Here is a 15530-nt window from a genome sequence, read left to right as displayed (position 1 = left end):
AGACTTTGTGAGTAGTGATTTTGGCTTCTGGAAGCACGGCGCGGGTGATCCGGGTGATATATTTGACAATATTGCCGAAGGTGTTACTGAGGGCTTGAGGCCTGACCCCGCCGTGTTGCGGTTTCGTGATGATGTGTTGGCGCGTTGGCCGGATATCGGTGACGTTTTGGAACCGTCGGAGCACGATTTGGAAGAGAACCCAGAAGATGTCACAAAATATGTTCTTTTAACTCTTTCGGTTCGGCAGCTAAATTATATTCCCGAGTTATTGGCTATGGCAAAGGCGCATGGGCTCGTCGGATATAGTGGAGTGGCCGACGAGCCGCTTTAAGACTTCCATCATTCTGGTGGTCGCGGGCAGCACAAAAGCTGTCTCGGCTGCGAATCCTTCGTAGGAAGAAGGCTTGCACTCGGTCATTCAGCATGCTACCTGCGCTCCGTCGCGTATGCCGTCGGTGGTCGTGGCCGGTAATCAAGCTGCGGCTGACGGTGCATCTCGGCCTCGCCGTTTGACCAGCGATCGTGTACTACAGAATTCCGCCGCGCTTGTCGACCCTCAGGGTATTCGTGCTGTCAGCTTCATCCGCCTGAGGCCGCAAGCTTCCGTTCATTCCCTGACTTTCTAGACGTTAGCGCGCGGGGCAGCGCTCGCCCTCGGGCGGGACGGTCAGGTCGATCAGGTACGCATTGACGGCCTGGGTGATGCAGGCCGTCTGCGGGTAGGCGGTATGCCCCTCACCTTCCCAGGTGAGCACCCGCCCCACGCCCAGCATCTCGGCCAGCGCCGGGGTCTGCTCGTACGGCGTGGCGGGGTCGCCTGTGGTGCCGACGACAAGGATCGGCGGGGCGCCCTCGGCGCGGCCGGTCGGGTAGGGGTCGCTGCCGCCGGGCCACTCGGTGCAGGAGACCAGGCCGGCGGCCAGTGGCGCGCCGAACAGTGGATACCGGCTGCGCCACTCGGACTGGAGTTGGCGGATCCGCTCCAGGTTGGGGCGTTGCTCCTCGTCGGCGCAGTTGATGGCCAGGTTGGCGTCGAAGAGGTTGCTGTAGTCGCCGTCGGAGTCGCGGTCGGTGTAGTTGTCGGCGAGCCGGAACACGTCGCTCGGGTTGCCCTCGTTGAGCCGGTCGATGGCCCGGGCCAGTTGCTCCCAGCCGGGCTCGGAGTACAGCGACGAGACGATCGCGTAGAAGATCCAGCCGGCGGTGGCCTCCCGCCCGTCGGCGGAACGGACGGGGGAGACTTCGGCCTTGTCGATCGCCGAGGTGACCGCCGCCCGGGCGTCGGGGGCGATGGGGCAGCGGGCCGCGTTCGCCGCGCACCACCTGGTGAAGTTGTCGAAGGCGCGTTCGAAGCCTCTCGCCTGGCTCTCCGAACCCTCGATCAGGTCTTGCCGGGGGTCGACCGCGCCGTCGAGCACCAGCGCCCGCACCCGCTGCGGGAACAACTGGGCGTACGTGGCCCCCAGCAGGGTGCCGTAGGAGTAGCCGAGGTAGGTCAACTTGTCGTCGCCGACGGCGGCCCGGATCGCGTCCATGTCGCGGGCCGCCTGCTCGGTGCCGTACAGCGGTAGTTGGTCGCCGTACTTGGCGCCGCAGCCCTGGCCGATGCGCTCGTTGAGCGCGACGAAGTCGTCGAACGACGCCTGGCTCTCCGGGTCGGGGTTGTAACCGAAGACGGCGTCGAGGTCGGCGTCGGAGATGCACTCGACCGGGCTGGACCGGGACACCCCGCGCGGGTCGAAGCCGACGATGTCGAAGCGTTCGAGGATGGCGTCGGGCAGGCCGCCGTACTGCTCGCCGAAGGTGAGGTAGACGGCGGTGTCGACGCCCGAGCCGCCGGGGCCGCCCGGGTTGACCAGCAGCGAGCCGATCCGGTCGCGTTGGTTGGTGGAGCGGGCCCGCAGCAGCGCGATCTCGAAGGTCTCACCGGCGCCCGGGCCGGTTGTGGCGGCGCTGCCGCCCGCCCAGTCCTGCGGCACCTGGATGCGGGTGCACTCGTACCGGATGTCCGGAGCGCGCCGCCCGACCACCTCGTCGGCCACCTCCGGGCAGGACCGCCAGGTCGGCGCGGTCCCCGGTGCCGCGGCCTCGCCGTCGACGTCGGTGCGCGGCGCGAACGCCGGCAGCGTGCAGCCGGCGGTGACCACCACGGCGGCGGTGAGGCCGGCCACGGTGAGCCGGAAACGGCGGGTCCGGTCGGGCGTGCGGGTCACGAACGAACCTCCGTGATCGGGTCGACGGCCAAGCTACGCGGGCCCGGCCGGCACCGCCGGGTCACCCCGCAGCACCTGGTCCACGTCGAACCGGACCGGCCGGTCAAGTTGATCGTATCGGCAGGAGAGCGGGTCACGGTCGGGTCGCCAGCGAACGAAGCGCGCGGTGTGCCGGAACCGGTCACCCTCCATCGCGTCGTACGCCACCTCGACCACGAGTTGCGGGCGCAGCGGCTCCCATTCCAGGTTCTTGGTGCCGGTCCACCGGCTGACCCCGCCGGGGATGCGTTGCCCGCGTTCGTGGTCGCCGTGCACCCACGGGTGCTCGGGCCCGACGTCGCGGTAGGGGGCCAGCTCCTCCAGCAGCTCGGCTCGGCGGGCCATGGTGAACGAGGCGCTCACCCCGACGTGGTGCAGCACCCCGGCGTCGTCGTAGAGGCCGAGCAGCAGCGACCCGACCACCGGACCGGACTTGTGCCAGCGGAAGCCAGCCACCACCGCGTCGGCGGTGCGGGCGTGCTTGACCTTGGACATGAGTCGCTTGCCCGGCTCGTACGGCAGGTCGGCCGGCTTGGCGATCAACCCGTCCAGGCCGGCGCCCTCGAAGACGTCGAACCAGCGGCGCGCCACCTCGGCGTCGGTGGTGATCTGGGTGACGTGCACCGGCGGCTGCACCCCGGACAACGCCTGCTCCAGCCGGGCCCGGCGGGTCGGGTAGGGCGCGTCGAGCAGGCTCTCGTCATCGAGCGCGAGCAGGTCGAAGGCGACGAAGTCGGCCGGCGTCGTCTCGGCGAGCAGCTTCACCCGGGAGGCCGCCGGGTGGATGCGCTGGGCCAGCAGCTCGAAGTCGAGCCGGGGCTGCCCGTCCGGGCCGTCGCGGCGGATCACGATCAGCTCGCCGTCGACCGCGCAGCGCGGCGGCAACTGCCGGCGGGCCTGCTCCACCACCTCGGGGAAGTAGCGGGTCATCATCTTGCCGCCCCGGCTGGCCAGCTCCACCTCGTCGCCGTCGCGGAAGACGATGCAGCGGAAGCCGTCCCACTTGGGTTCGTAGGTCATCCCCGGGCCGGTGGGGATCGAGTTGACGCTGCGGGCGAGCATCGGCTCCACCGGCGGGTTGATCGGCAGGTCCACGGCGATCAGTCAACCAGACGGCACCGACAGCGGTGACCCGGATCACGCCCGCCCGGTGGGCGGCGTGTCCGCCTCCGGCCCGTCACGTCCTGCTCGGGCGGATCGGAAAACCGCAGTTCAGAGCTACTTTCGCGAGGTGGCGGAGTGGATGTGCGGGTGCTGCGGGCGGTGGCGGGTCAGCGTCGAGCTGATCCACGGCCGGTACCTGTACCGGTTGGCGCACACCTATCCCCGGCGCTTCGGTGGCGGCAGGAACGTGCTCGGCGAGGTGGGTTCGGTGGACGAACTGGCGGAGTTGCTGCGTCGGCGTACCCCGGTCGACCTGGCCGACCTGCGCGAGGCCGCCTGATACCGGCGGTTGGTATAGGCCGGGACATCGATCAGCATCCGGGAGCGGTGAGTACGGCAGCAGCACCGGTGGAACAGTCAGCCAGGCTGCCTGCACTGGTCGGCCGGATGTCAGCCGATTATGTACGAAAGGCTGAATCTTACCGTACATTTAATCTTCAATTAACCCAAAAAGCCTTTCCCACTTCGACCGGCGCCAGGCGGTTGAGTGACATTCCGCGCCCGCCCTGTTAGCGGCTGGCAGCCGCCGTCCGGTGTAGGTGATCAGCCGCCGGGCCCAGTGCCAGCACCCCAATCGCACCTTGCGGCGCGGTTGGCGGCTGCCGGTGTGTAGGTGCCTCCAGCGTTCCGGCGCTTGCGGCGGGTGGTACACGGGGATGCGATGGGCAAGCGGTCGACGAGACAACGGGGCGTCCGATGGGGCATGCCGCGTCGTTGCTGGTCGGCGAAGTATCCGTTGGGGAACCGTGGGCTTCGTCGGTCGCTTGAGAAAAGGGTATGACCTGATGCCGTTACTGAGCATCGTTCTTCCCGTCTACCGGGTGCAGGCCTACCTACGGGAGTGCCTCGATTCGATTCTGCAGCAGTCCTTTGGCGATGTTGAGATCATCGCAGTTGATGATTGCTCACCGGACCACTGCGGAGCGATTCTCGACGAATACGCTGCCCGTGACCCACGTGTCCGCGTTGTGCATCTCTCCGAGAATGTTGGCTTGGGCCAAGCGCGGAACGTCGGCATGCGGCATGTGACCGGGGAGTACGTCTGGTTCGTCGATAGTGACGACTGGATCGCTCCTGGAGCGCTCGCAGCGGTGGCTGATCAGTTGCGGAGCGCGGACCCGGACGTACTCGTGGTGGACTATGCCAAGGTCTGGTGGAACAATCAGAGCCGGCGCAGCAAACTCTCGCAGCTGGTGCGAGCGGAGAAGCTGCCGAAGGTCTTCACGCTCGCCGAGCACCCCAGCATGATCAAGCTGTTCCACGTTGCCTGGAACAAGATATTCCGACGTGACTTCCTCGAACAGAACGAGATCACCTTCCCGACCGGGCTCTACGAAGATGTGCCGGTTGGCTACTCGGTGCTGATCCTCGCGGACCGGATCACCGTTCTGGAGCGGGTCTGCATCTACTACCGCCAACGTCGGCAGGGTGCCATCACCTCTACCCCCGGCTACCGGCACTTCGAGGTCTTCGACCAGTACGATCGCCTCTTCTCGCGCCTCGACGACATCGGAGAGCGTGCCACTCAGTTCCGGAGCCTGGTATTCGAGCGGATGATGTACCAGTGCCTTCTCGTGCTGGAGAACCCGGATCGAGTCGCGCGGTCGCATCAGCGGGAGTTCTTCTCCGCGCTCGCGAAGGCGTTCACCCGGCACCGACCAGCGCAGGGCTACGCGAAACCTGGTTGGTCGGGAACGGGTGAAGCACCTCCTTGTCTCCCGCGGCGCCTACGCCCTCTGGTTCCTCCTGCGGATGGGATTTGGACTGCGCCGCAAGGCGGAGGCCAAGAAGAAGCAGTTGCAGCGGAAGGTGCGGCTACGTAGTCGGCTCCGGATGGGCTATTACCGCTTCCAACTGCGCAGGCCGATGGACGAGGGCCTGGCCCTGTTCTCCGCGTACTGGGGCAAGGGATACGGCTGCAACCCACGGGCGGTCTACGAGAAGATGACCGAACTTGCCCCTCGCGTGCGGGGGTGTGGGAGGTCAAGCCCGGCCAGGAGGGCGCCGTTCCTGCTGGTGTCGAGACGGTGACCATCGGTACTCTCCGGCACTACCGCACCCTTGCTCGGGCCAAGTTTCTCGTGACCAACGTCAACTATCCCGGCTGGGTGGTGAAGCGGGCCGGTGCCGTGCACCTGTCGACGAACCACGGCACCCCGGTGAAGGCGATGGGTGTGGACCAGTTGAAGTATCCCGCCGGCATTCGGGGGATGAACATGAACTGGCTGCTCAAGAGGTGCGATCGCTGGACCTACAGCATCAGCCCGAACGCGTATACCACCGAAATCTGGGAGCGGGCCTACCCGTGCGGTTACGAGACGCTGGAAGTCGGCTATCCACGTAACGATGTGCTGGCCAACGCTACCGATAAGGATGTGGCTGAGGCGCGTGAGCGGCTCGGTCTGCAGCCGGGTCAGGTCGCGGTCGCCTATCTGCCGACCTACCGCGACTACGAGTTCGGTAGCGACGCACTACTGAACGTGGGTCGCTTCGTCGACCAGCTTTCCCCCGAGATGGTACTGCTGGTTCGAGTCCATCACTTCGACCGCACCATCGTGAGCGGCGACCATCCCCGAGTCATCGATCTCTGCGACTACCCCTTGGTGGAGGACATCTACCTGGCGGCGGATATCCTGATCACCGACTATTCGTCGGTCATGTTCGACTACGCGGTCCTGGACCGGCCGCTGGTGATCTTTGCTGCCGACTGGGAGACGTACCGGACCAACCGCGGCGCATACCTGGACGTGTTCGAAGAAGGCCCGGGCGTTGCGGCGAAGTCCGAGGACGAACTCGTCGGGATGTTCCGCTCCGGGGCGGTCGTCGGTGCGGAAGCGACAGCCGCACGGTCTTTGTTCCGAAAGCGCTTCTGCTATCTGGATGATGGCCGGGCTTCCGAGCGGGTTGTTCGCCGTGTGTTCCTCAACGAACCGGTTCCAGCCGCACCAGCGACCGGGGCGGTGCCGGTCGTGCCGGCAGAACAGCTTCAGGAACTGCGCAGTGTCGCGGATGACTCGCAGCCGCAGGAGTTGCCCACGATCGAAGACGAGCCGGATCTTTCCGAGGAGCCCAAAGCTCTCGTTCCGTGAGCCCAGCGATGGCTTGGCGTCGACCGCTGCTCGGCGGTCGGCACCAACCCGTACTGCGACGGCTGGCCGTCACCGTTGCTGATTGGTCGTCGGGTCAGTAGTGGGCGAAGGAGCGGATCGGGGCGCGGGGGCCGAACTTCGGCGCCTGCACGGCGGCGGCCTCCAGCAGCCAGCAGACCCGGCCCCGGTGGCCCCGGAACGGCTCCAGCAGCTCCAGCATCCGGGCGTCGTCGCCGCGCGGCTCGCCGGCCAGGGCCCAGGCAACCGTGTTGGGTACGTGATAGTCGCCGACGCTCACCGCGTCCGCGTCGCCGTACGCGACCCGGACCACCTCGGCGGCGGTCCAGGGCCCGACGCCCGGGATCGACCGCAACAACCGGGTGGCCTCGGTCGAGTCGGTGCATCGTTGCAGCCGGTCGGCCATCCGCGCGGCCCGCGTCAATGTCTCGGCCCGCCGCTGCTCCACCCCGAACGGATGGAATACCCAGTACGGCGCGGCCGCGACAGCCGCCGGGTCGGGTGGCAGCAGCAGCCGTACCGGACCCGGGGCCGGCTCGGCGAAATGGCGCACGGTCGCCGCGTACCCCCGGTAGGCCTCCTTGCCGGTGACCTTCTGCTCCAACACGGCCCGCAGCACCCGGGGAAAGATCAACCCGCTGGCCGGCATCCGTAGCCCCGCCTGCTGTGCGGCCAGCCTGGCAACCACGGGGTGGCTCGCGGCCAACTCCGCGAAACCGGTTAGGTCGTCGCGGAGCCCGGCCACCGCGTCGGCGTGCTCGACCATCCAGCCGGCGCCCGGACCGTGACCCGCGGCGGTCAGATCGCCGCCCTCGGGTCGCAGGGCGAGGGTGGCCGGTCCGTCGGGCGTGCGCGCCGCCCACCAGAACACGCCCGCGATCATCCGCGCGCACGGGTCGTACGGACTGAAGGTGAGCGGACGTACCGAAGCGGCGAAACGGTAGCCGGCTGGTGTTCGCAGGACCCGCTTCGTGGTTGGTGCCGTCCAATTCACCGGCTCACTCTGCCACGCGAGCCACCCAGGTCAACGAGGCGCACCCTCTGGTCAGCGTCAGGAACGCCGGTGGCCGGCCGCGCCACTGCTGGCTGCGACCGGCCACCGAGGTGCCTGCTGGATCAGTAGTCGTAGTCGGAGTCCGACTCGTTCGACTCGGTCTTCGACGGCGGGGCGACCGCCTTCGGGGTGCCCTTGGGCAGGCACTCCAGGTTCTTGCTGCCGTCCGGGTTGACCACGAACCAGGTGCCGCCGACGCCCTGGCCCTTCCAGGCGCCCGGCTTCTTGTCACCGATGTAGGTGTAGAGCGGCCAGCCGTCGAGGGTGATCTGGCGGGTGCCGTCCTCGCGGGTGATGGTGCCGACGTCGTCGTCGGAGACACCCTTGAGTTCCGGAGCGCCGTCGGTCAGCGCCGGCGGCCACACCTCCGCGCACTGGCCGTCACAGTTGGACGACGGCGGGTCGTTGGTGTCGCGGTCGAAGCGGTACAGGATGTAGCCGTCCTGGTTGACCACGGCGCTACCCATCCGGGGGAACTTCTTGCCGGTCAGGCTGTCGGTCAGTTCGACACCCTCGGGCAGGGGAGCGTCGGTCTCTTCCTCCGCGCCCGGTGACGCCGAGGCGCCCGGCTCCGCGCTGGCCTCGGGGTCGGCGGTCACGCTGGGCTCGGCCGCGGCGACGGCGACCGGCTCGGCCGCGCCCGCGTCCGCCCCGTTGTAGCCTGCGGGTGCGCAGGCCGTAAGTGCGAACATGGCGCCCACGGCGATGACGGTCCGCTTCATCTGTGCCACGTGCCCTCCTCATACTTGGCAGTTCACCGGGAAGTACGGGTCGAGCGCTGTCAAGGTTGAATCCGAAAGGGTGGGCAAGTTCACAAGAATCCATTGAACCGTCTGGGTTTTCTGTCCGTGTGAGTCCGTATCCCCAGGTGGCTGAGTCGCCTGACGCCGGGAAAGACCGAAGGCCCGCCTCGGGGTCGAGGCGGGCCTTCCGGGTACGTGGATCAGGCCGCTGGGACGGTCACCAGAGTGTCCGTGGCACCCCGCGAATCGATCTCCTGCACCTCGAACTGCTTGATGTCGTCCCGCTTCGTCGACGTGGCCGCCGACAGGGTGAGCAACTGCGTGTTGGCGTTCGTGCCGTACCCGCCGTCCGGCACCGACCAGGTGGAGACGACCTCGGTGGAGCCGTCGTCGCGTACCACCACCAGGCGGCAGGTGCGCGGCCCCGGCAGCTTGCCCAGGCTGAAGTCCATCTTCGTGCCGAAGTCCTTCGAGGTCAGCCAGAACGTCGCCTCGACACCGGTGGCCGGGTCGGTGACATCGACCTGCTCACCCTCCTGCTCGTTGCCACCCACGCTAGGGCCGCTGGGGTTGCCGGTGCGGTCGGTCGGTGGGCCCACCGGAGCCGTGGTCGGCCCGGCGATCGGCGGTGCCGTGCTGCTGTCGGTGAGATTGCTGAACACGACACCGGTCAGCCCACCGAAGACCACCACGGCCGCCGCGGTCGCCAGGACCTGCCGGAACCGGGCCCGCCGACGGTGCGTACGCAGCGCCACGAGCGTCCGGTCCAGCAGGACCGGATCCGAGTGGGTCTGCTCCAGTGCCGTGATCGACTCCTCGTCGATGTCGGAGAGCAGCCCGACCACCGGCACCATCGTCTCCAGCTCGGCGGCACAGGCCCAGCAGGTCGCGAGGTGTTCCTCGAACCGCTCCATGTCCTGTTCGTCAAGCACGCCGAGCGCGTACGCGGCGACGTCCATGTGGTCAACCCGGCTCATTCCGTCACCCCCCTCTCCTGCAGAGCTGTGCGCAGCGCGCGCAGCGCGTAGTAGACCCGCGACTTCGCGGTGCCCAACGGCAGACCGAGCTCCTCGGCCGCCTCCGGCACCGTCCGGCCCCGGAAGTACGTCGCCACCAGGATCTCCCGGTGCGACTGACTCAACGTTCGCAGCGCGTCCGTCACCGTCATCGACCGCAGCACCCGGTCGGTGCTGTCGGCCTCGGCGAACGCGGTCAGGTCCCGGTCGTACGTCTCAGCCGGGCGGGCCTGCTCGCTGCGGTGCTCGTCGATGGCGATCCGTCGCGCCACCGTGACCAGCCACGGCCGTAGCGACCCCTGTCCCTGCGCGCCCAACCGGTGCGCGTTGCGCCAGGCCCGCAGCAGCGTCTCCTGGACGATGTCCTCGGCCCGTTGCCGGTCTCCGCCGGTCAGCCGCATCACGAACATCAGCAGCGGCCCGGCGTGTTCCGCGTAGAGCGTGCGGACCAACTGGTCGGAGTGGGCGGCTTCGGTGGTGGAAGCCTGGTGGCGGCCAGGGGTGGGTCGCGGCGTCACCGGGCTATTCTGGCGAGCCGCCGGACGAGAGTCGACCCCACGGGTGGACGTGGTCGGCCGCGACTGGGACCGGGCGGACATCCAGTCCACCCGCACCCGGTCGCCCTGCCAACCGACCGCCAGTGCGTGCATGCAGACCTCCGACGTCCCTGGACAGAAAGCTGTCCCCCCACGGGCATGGCTGCTGACTGGTACGGAAGGCGGCACCGAACGGATCAACGTCGGACGGAAAAAATCCCCGGCGGAGGTGGCGTCGAGTCGACGGCGTCGGCATCGTGCACCACTGCGGCACCACCGGTAAAGCGGTCGAGTTCCGCCTCGGCCAGCACCCGGCCGGGAAACCAGCCACCGGCGGCACGGCGGGCCAACGCGGCCACCGGCGGATCCTGCCGGCCGGCGACGAGCACCAGATTGCCGTAGCGCCGGCCGCGCAGCACGGCGGCGTCGGCGACCAGACACGCCCGGGGCAGCACCGCCCGCACGGTGGCCACCTGTGCCCGGGCGTGGCGCAGCGGCGGGCCGTCGGCGACGTTGGCCAGGTACCAGCCCGCCGGGTGCAGCACCCGGGCAGCCTCGGCGGCGTACTCGACGGAGGTGAGCCGGGCCGGTGTCCGGGCGCCCGCGAACACGTCGGCGACCACCAGGTCGTAACTGGCCTCCCGACCGGAGGCTAGCACCGTCCGCGCGTCACCCACCCGTACCTTCAGGCGCGGATCGGCCCGCCACGGCAACGTCCGTCGGACCAGATCGACGAGTGCCCCGTCCACCTCGACCACCCGCTGCGTCGAGCCGGGGCGGGTGGCGGCGACGTACCTCGGCAGGGTCAGCGCACCGCCGCCCAGATGCAGCACCCGCAGCGGGGCGCCCGCCGGTGCCACCAGGTCGATCGCGGCAGCCAGCCGACGGACGTACTCGAACTCCAGGTGCGTCGGGTCGGTCAGGTCCACATGCGACTGTGGTACGCCGTCGAGCAGCAGCGTCCACGAGCCGGACCGGTCCGGATCCGGCACCAGTTCGGCGAGCCCCGTGTCGACCGGCTCGGAGATCCGGTCCGCGTCGCGCCGCCGTCCCATCAGCGGCCGGCCCGGGCGGCGGCGGTGCGGGCGGCGACGGTGAGCGCGCGATGCAGCAGCCGGGCGTCGCCCAGGCGGGAGCGCAGCAACCGTTCCAGCCCGGCGATCGGCACCAGGTTCTGCGGGGCCCGGGGATCCTTGTACGGGCTGGAGGCGAACCGGGGCAGGGTGACAAGCGACAGGTCGGCCAGCCACACCGCCTCGGCGATCTCCAGGTCGGCGGAGCACTCCAGCCGCACGATGCCGGCCCAGGGCGCGCCCGCGGTCACCGGCAGCCGCAGATACCACGACCAGCCGCCCCAGGCGGTGCCGAGCCGGAACACCGGCGAACGGTGACCCGGTGGCAGACCGGTGACCACGGCGGTGAGCCGGGCGTCCAGGTACTGGCTGTGCTGGGTCTTGATGTAGCCGAGGGTGCGCGGCAGCTGCCGCCGGTTACGCAACGGCCCGTCCACCACCAGCAGGTCGTCGTCGGTACGCGCCGCCGCCGACACCTGCACCTCCAGGGCGGTGAGCGGACCCTGCACCGCGGCCGGCAGCTTGGCCAGCTCACCGCTGCCGCCGACCCGGTGCACCGGGTAGCGGACGTTGCCGGCCACCACGTCGGTCGCCGACGGGCTGGCGGTGAACAGGCCCCGCTCCACCGTGGCGCCGGCCAGTTGCGCGGCACCGCGGTCGAGGTCGCAGCGCACCACCCCGGCCGCGTACGAGGCGGCCAGCCCGGGAAACGAGCCGCCGTCCTCCTCGGCCGTCCAGATACTGGCGTCGATCCGGCGTACCCCGTCGACAAGCAGCACCACGTCCGGTGCCCGGACCTCCGGGCGGGGGCCGATCGCCCGCCAGTCCACCGCCGGCAGCTCGTGTTCCGCCTCGACCTGGGCGCTGCTCGGCGCGGCCGGGCCGGCCGGCGCGGCCTCGAACGACGCCCCGTAGCCGGGATCCCAGGCATCGACGAAGAAGCGGTTCACGTCCGCATCACCGGCCGGTCCGTTCCACCCGGGCCGAGCGGGCGTCCTTGTGCACCTCGAAGCGGACCGGGATCCGCTCGGCCAGCGCCGGCACGTGGGTGACCACGCCTACCATCCGGTCGCCCCGGGCGGCGAGATTTTCCAGGGTGGCGGCCACCGTGTCGAGGGTGGCCGCGTCGAGGGTGCCGAAGCCCTCGTCCAGCACGATCGACTCCAGGCTGGCCGCGGTGGTGGACATCCCGGCCAACTGCTCGGACAACGCCAGTGCCAGGGCCAGTGACGCCTGGAACGTCTCGCCGCCGGACAGTGTCCGCACCCCGCGCCGCAGCCCGGCGTCGTGGTGGTCGACCACGAAGAACTCGCCCTTGTCGTGGATCAGGTCGTACTGGCCGCCGGAGAGTTCCCGCAGGATCCCCGACGCGCCGTCGACGAGCAGATCCAGCGCCTCGGCCAGCAGCCACCGCTCGAAATTGTTGGCCCGCAGGTGCCCCGCCAGCGCCCGGGCCACCTGCGCCTCGCGTTCGTGCCCGGCCCGCTGCTCGCGCAGCGCCCCGGCCTGCTCGCGTCGTTCGGTCAACCGGCGCAGCTCGGCCTCGGCCCGCTCCACGGCGACGGCGGCGGCGCGGACCGGATCGTCCGGGGCGGGCAGCCCGGCGTCGACGAAGATGCCCGCGATGCGGTCCGCCGCCGCGCCGGCCGCCGTCTCCGCCTCGACCACCGCACCGGCCAGCCCGTCCCGCTCCGACCGGCGGTGCCGCGCCTGGTCCCGTGCCCACTCGGTTAACGTGGCCCAGGCGGCGGCGACATCGTCGCGGTCGGTGGCCGGCGGTCCGAACCGGGCGACCGCGTCACGCGCACCGTCGAAGCGCCGCCATGCCGTCCGCAGCCGATCCTGCGCCGCCTCGACCGCTGCCCGGGCCTGCCGGGCGGCGTCCCGGCCGGCGCGGAGCGCCGTGGTCGCCTCGTCCAGCCCCTGCCGCAGCCGGGCCAACTCCGCCAGCCGCGCCCGCAGCGCCTCGGCGGTGGCCGCACCGGTCAGCCGCTCGTCCAGCTCGGCGAGTCGGGCCCGCAGGCCGTCATGTTCGGCACGGGCGCGCAGCAGCACCCGTTCCAGGTCACGTGCGGCAGCGTCGCGCTCGGTGACGAGTTTCCTGGCCGTCTCGCTGGCGGCCCGGGCCGCCTTGCCGGCCGCCACCGCCCGCGCCACCGCCGAGCCGGTCGGAACCGCCGGCACCCGGGCCACCGGCTGCTCGCAGACCGGGCAGGCGTCGCCGTCGGTCAGGTGGGCCCGCAACGCCGTCGCCTGGTCGGCGGTCTTCGCGTCCTCGTGCGCCTGGAACGCCGCCGCCAACTCCGCCTCGGCGCGTTCGGCCGCCGCCTGCGCCCCGGTCAGTGCCCGCACCGCCGCGTCGTGCTCGACGCCGGCCGCCTCCATCCCGGCCCGGACCTGCTCCGCCTGGGCGGACAACTGCTCCCGGTCGGCGTACGCCCGCAGCAGCATCCGCAGGGCGCTCTCGTCGCCGGCGGCGGTCAGCTCGCCGCGCAGCTTCTCCTCGCGCTCCTCGGCCAGCGACACCGCGGTCGCCGCCGCGTCGGACTCGGCCCGGGTCGCCGTCACCGCCCGGGCCACCTCGGCCACCCCGTCCGGTGCCCGAACCTCGTCCAACGCGGCCAGTTCGGCGTCGAGCGTGGCCAGCGCCGCGTTGGCCTCCCGCACCGTCGTCCGCGCCGCTTCCAGCTCCGGTACGGCGGCGGTCACCGACCCGGCCAGCTCCCGCATCCGGTCGACCTGACCGGTGGCCTGCTCCAGTGCGGCGTCGTCGACGTCGGACAGCCCGGCGAGCAACTGGTCGACCGCCTCCAGCTTCGCCTCCGCCTGACCGGCCCGAGTGGTGGCCCGCTGCTGCACCTGCTCGTACACGCCGAGACCGAGCAGGTTGACCAGGATCTGCTGCCGGGTGGCCGGACGGGCGTGCAGGAAGTCGGCGAACTGGCCCTGCGGCAGCACCACACAGCTGGTGAACTGCTCGTACGGCAGGCCGACGGCCGCCAGCACGGCCGCGTCCATCTCCGCCGGGGTGCCGGCGACCACCTCGCCGAGATCCTCCGGACTGAGCCCGGTGTCCAGTTTGGTGACGTCGAACCCCTCCGGCATGAGCTGCAACCCGGCGCCGGCGGTCTTGACGTTGCCCCGGCTGTCCCGACGCACCACCCGGGTGGCTACGTAGCGCGCGCCGCCGGACTCGAAGACCAGCCGGACCCGCGCCTCGGTGGCCGACGGCGCGAGCGCGTTGCCCAGCCCGCGGGTGCCGCCCCAGCGGGGCACCGTGCCGTACAGCGCGAAGCAGATCGCGTCGAGCACCGTCGACTTGCCCGAACCGGTCGGCCCGACCAGGGCGAAGAAGTCCGCGTCGGTGAAATCGATCGTGGTGGCGTCGCGGAAGACGGTGAAGCCGGCCAGGTCCAGCCGCATCGGCCGCATCAGTGATCGACCTCCTCGAGCAGCTCGTCGAAGAGTTCCCGAACGCCCTCGTCGGCATGCCCCCGGCTGTCCAGATAGTCGGCGAACAACTGCCGGGGCGAGCGACCGGACCGCTGCGCCACCCGGGTGCCGCTGCCGGGCGCCGGCACCAGCTCCGGGTCGATACGGATCTCCAGGGCCCGCGGAAGCAGTTGCTGCACCTCTTCCCGTAGGCCGGCGCGGGGCTGTTCGCGCACGTACACCCGCAGCCAGCCCTCCGGTGGGGTGATCTCGGCGAGTTGGGCGAGGGTGCCGCGCACGGTGCGCAGCGCGGTCGCCGCGGTCACCGGCTCCTCGCGGATCCGCGCCGCCGTGGTCGCGGTGACCTCGACCAGCGTCACCGCCGGGACGTTCTCCTGCTCGCCGAAGTCCACCGCGAGCGGGGCGCCGCTGTAGCGGATCGGGCACGGCCCCTGCACCCGCTGGGCGCGGTGCAGGTGCCCGAGCGCCACGTAGTGCGCGGTGCCGGGAAAGACCGAGGCGGGCACCGCGTAACCCATGATGGTGTGCGCGTCGCGTTCGCCGCCGCCGGTGGCCGCGCCGACCACCGTGAGGTGGGCGGTGACCAGGTGCACCCGGTCCGGCTCGTCGAAACCCTCGGTCAACCGGGCCAGGATGCGGCCCAGGTGGTCGGCGTACGTCTGGGTGGACTCGGCGGCGGTCAGCTCGTACATCTCCACCGCCCGGACCGCGTACCGCTGGGACAGGAACGGCAGCGCGGCCAACCGCCAGCGTTCCCCGTCGGCGGTGGTGCCGTCGATGACGTGTTCGGCCGGATCCTCGCGTACGCCGCCGCGCAGGGTGATGCCGGCGGCCTCGGCCCACGGGCGCAGCGCGTCCAGGGCCGGACCGTTGTCGTGGTTGCCGCCGATCGCCACCACGTCCGCGCCGGTGCGGCGCAGCGCGGTCAACGCCCGGGTGACCAGGCGGGTCGCCTCCGGGGTCGGTGCCGCCGTGTCATAGAGGTCACCGGCGATGACGACCAGGTCGGGCCGTTCCCGCCGGGCGATCTCGATGACTCCGGCCAGCACCTGCTTGTGTTCCTCGGCCCGCGACTGTCCCTTGAGGACCTTGCCCACGTGCCAGTCGGAGGTGTGCAGGATCTTCATGCTGT

The 15530-nt window shown here is 70.4% G+C and carries 15 protein-coding genes; 5 read left to right on the top strand and 10 right to left on the bottom strand.

Features of this window, described 5'->3' with window-relative positions:
- Positions 1-7 precede the first annotated feature (7 nt).
- Complete coding sequence (locus O3597_RS17200) at positions 8-331, top strand: hypothetical protein (protein WP_281601754.1); 324 nt, start codon at positions 8-10, stop codon at positions 329-331.
- A gap of 298 nt (positions 332-629) precedes the next feature.
- Here the strand turns inward: O3597_RS17200 and O3597_RS17195 are convergent, their stop codons facing one another.
- Both O3597_RS17195 and O3597_RS17190 read right to left on the bottom strand, forming a co-directional pair.
- The gene (locus tag O3597_RS17195) at positions 630-2171 is read right to left on the bottom strand and encodes an alpha/beta hydrolase (protein ID WP_281604568.1); all 1542 of its coding nucleotides are present in this window, start codon (positions 2169-2171) and stop codon (positions 630-632) included.
- A 75-nt stretch (positions 2172-2246) separates the two neighbouring features.
- Complete coding sequence (locus O3597_RS17190) at positions 2247-3347, bottom strand: ATP-dependent DNA ligase (RefSeq protein ID WP_164445528.1); 1101 nt, start codon at positions 3345-3347, stop codon at positions 2247-2249.
- Between the two features lie 136 nt (positions 3348-3483).
- Here O3597_RS17190 and O3597_RS17185 point away from each other — a divergent pair, with 136 nt between their 5' ends.
- The 4 genes from O3597_RS17185 (at position 3484) to O3597_RS17170 (ending at position 6505) form a co-directional block, all read left to right on the top strand.
- Positions 3484-3696: a hypothetical protein gene (locus O3597_RS17185; protein WP_281601753.1), complete on the top strand. Its 213-nt coding sequence runs from the start codon at positions 3484-3486 to the stop codon at positions 3694-3696.
- Positions 3697-4162: 466 nt separating this feature from the next.
- A complete protein-coding gene (locus O3597_RS17180) occupies positions 4163-5239 on the top strand; it encodes a glycosyltransferase family 2 protein (RefSeq protein ID WP_281601752.1) in 1077 nt (358 codons plus the stop codon).
- Positions 5169-5447 carry a CDP-glycerol glycerophosphotransferase family protein gene (locus O3597_RS28575; protein ID WP_348650290.1) on the top strand — a complete coding sequence of 93 codons (279 nt, stop codon included), beginning with the start codon at positions 5169-5171 and terminating at the stop codon, positions 5445-5447. Before O3597_RS17180 ends, O3597_RS28575 begins: the two co-directional genes overlap by 71 nt.
- Positions 5333-6505, top strand: a complete 1173-nt coding sequence (locus O3597_RS17170) for a CDP-glycerol glycerophosphotransferase family protein (protein ID WP_281604567.1) — start codon at positions 5333-5335, stop codon at positions 6503-6505. Before O3597_RS28575 ends, O3597_RS17170 begins: the two co-directional genes overlap by 115 nt.
- A 94-nt stretch (positions 6506-6599) precedes the next feature.
- Here the strand turns inward: O3597_RS17170 and O3597_RS17165 are convergent, their stop codons facing one another.
- From O3597_RS17165 to O3597_RS17130, 8 genes are all read right to left on the bottom strand, one after another.
- Positions 6600-7517: a DNA-3-methyladenine glycosylase 2 family protein gene (locus tag O3597_RS17165; protein WP_281601751.1), complete on the bottom strand. Its 918-nt coding sequence runs from the start codon at positions 7515-7517 to the stop codon at positions 6600-6602.
- A 122-nt stretch (positions 7518-7639) separates the two neighbouring features.
- The gene (locus O3597_RS17160; RefSeq protein WP_166458025.1) at positions 7640-8299 is read right to left on the bottom strand and encodes a hypothetical protein; all 660 of its coding nucleotides are present in this window, start codon (positions 8297-8299) and stop codon (positions 7640-7642) included.
- Positions 8300-8520: 221 nt separating this feature from the next.
- Positions 8521-9297: a zf-HC2 domain-containing protein gene (locus O3597_RS17155; protein ID WP_281601750.1), complete on the bottom strand. Its 777-nt coding sequence runs from the start codon at positions 9295-9297 to the stop codon at positions 8521-8523.
- Positions 9294-9986 carry a sigma-70 family RNA polymerase sigma factor gene (locus O3597_RS17150; protein ID WP_281601749.1) on the bottom strand — a complete coding sequence of 231 codons (693 nt, stop codon included), beginning with the start codon at positions 9984-9986 and terminating at the stop codon, positions 9294-9296. The genes O3597_RS17155 and O3597_RS17150 overlap by 4 nt, the downstream gene beginning before the upstream one ends.
- 83 nt (positions 9987-10069) lie before the next feature.
- Positions 10070-10927 carry a fused MFS/spermidine synthase gene (locus O3597_RS17145; protein WP_281601748.1) on the bottom strand — a complete coding sequence of 286 codons (858 nt, stop codon included), beginning with the start codon at positions 10925-10927 and terminating at the stop codon, positions 10070-10072.
- Positions 10927-11895, bottom strand: coding sequence for a hypothetical protein (locus O3597_RS17140; RefSeq protein ID WP_281601747.1), 969 nt, complete (start codon positions 11893-11895; stop codon positions 10927-10929). The genes O3597_RS17145 and O3597_RS17140 overlap by 1 nt, the downstream gene beginning before the upstream one ends.
- A 7-nt stretch (positions 11896-11902) precedes the next feature.
- Positions 11903-14377, bottom strand: coding sequence for an SMC family ATPase (locus O3597_RS17135; RefSeq protein WP_281601746.1), 2475 nt, complete (start codon positions 14375-14377; stop codon positions 11903-11905).
- Positions 14377-15525 carry an exonuclease SbcCD subunit D gene (locus O3597_RS17130; RefSeq protein WP_164445520.1) on the bottom strand — a complete coding sequence of 383 codons (1149 nt, stop codon included), beginning with the start codon at positions 15523-15525 and terminating at the stop codon, positions 14377-14379. The genes O3597_RS17135 and O3597_RS17130 overlap by 1 nt, the downstream gene beginning before the upstream one ends.
- Positions 15526-15530 lie beyond the last annotated feature (5 nt).

It is taken from the genome of Verrucosispora sp. WMMA2044 (assembly GCF_027497155.1).
GTDB classification, from domain to species: Bacteria; Actinomycetota; Actinomycetes; order Mycobacteriales; family Micromonosporaceae; genus Micromonospora; species Micromonospora palythoicola.
Note: the sequence above shows the minus strand (reverse complement) of the source record. Positions and strands in the feature narration are given on the sequence as shown.

Excerpts from the sequence above, each read along its gene's own strand:
- O3597_RS17160 (WP_166458025.1), bottom strand. The coding sequence starts at position 8,299 with ATGAAGCGGACCGTCATCGCCGTGGGCGCCATGTTCGCACTTACGGCC.
- O3597_RS17130 (WP_164445520.1), bottom strand. The coding sequence starts at position 15,525 with ATGAAGATCCTGCACACCTCCGACTGGCACGTGGGCAAGGTCCTCAAG.
- O3597_RS17135 (WP_281601746.1), bottom strand. The coding sequence starts at position 14,377 with ATGCGGCCGATGCGGCTGGACCTGGCCGGCTTCACCGTCTTCCGCGAC.
- O3597_RS17145 (WP_281601748.1), bottom strand. The coding sequence starts at position 10,927 with ATGGGACGGCGGCGCGACGCGGACCGGATCTCCGAGCCGGTCGACACG.
- O3597_RS17155 (WP_281601750.1), bottom strand. The coding sequence starts at position 9,297 with ATGAGCCGGGTTGACCACATGGACGTCGCCGCGTACGCGCTCGGCGTG.
- O3597_RS28575 (WP_348650290.1), top strand. The coding sequence starts at position 5,169 with ATGGGATTTGGACTGCGCCGCAAGGCGGAGGCCAAGAAGAAGCAGTTG.
- O3597_RS17150 (WP_281601749.1), bottom strand. The coding sequence starts at position 9,986 with ATGCACGCACTGGCGGTCGGTTGGCAGGGCGACCGGGTGCGGGTGGAC.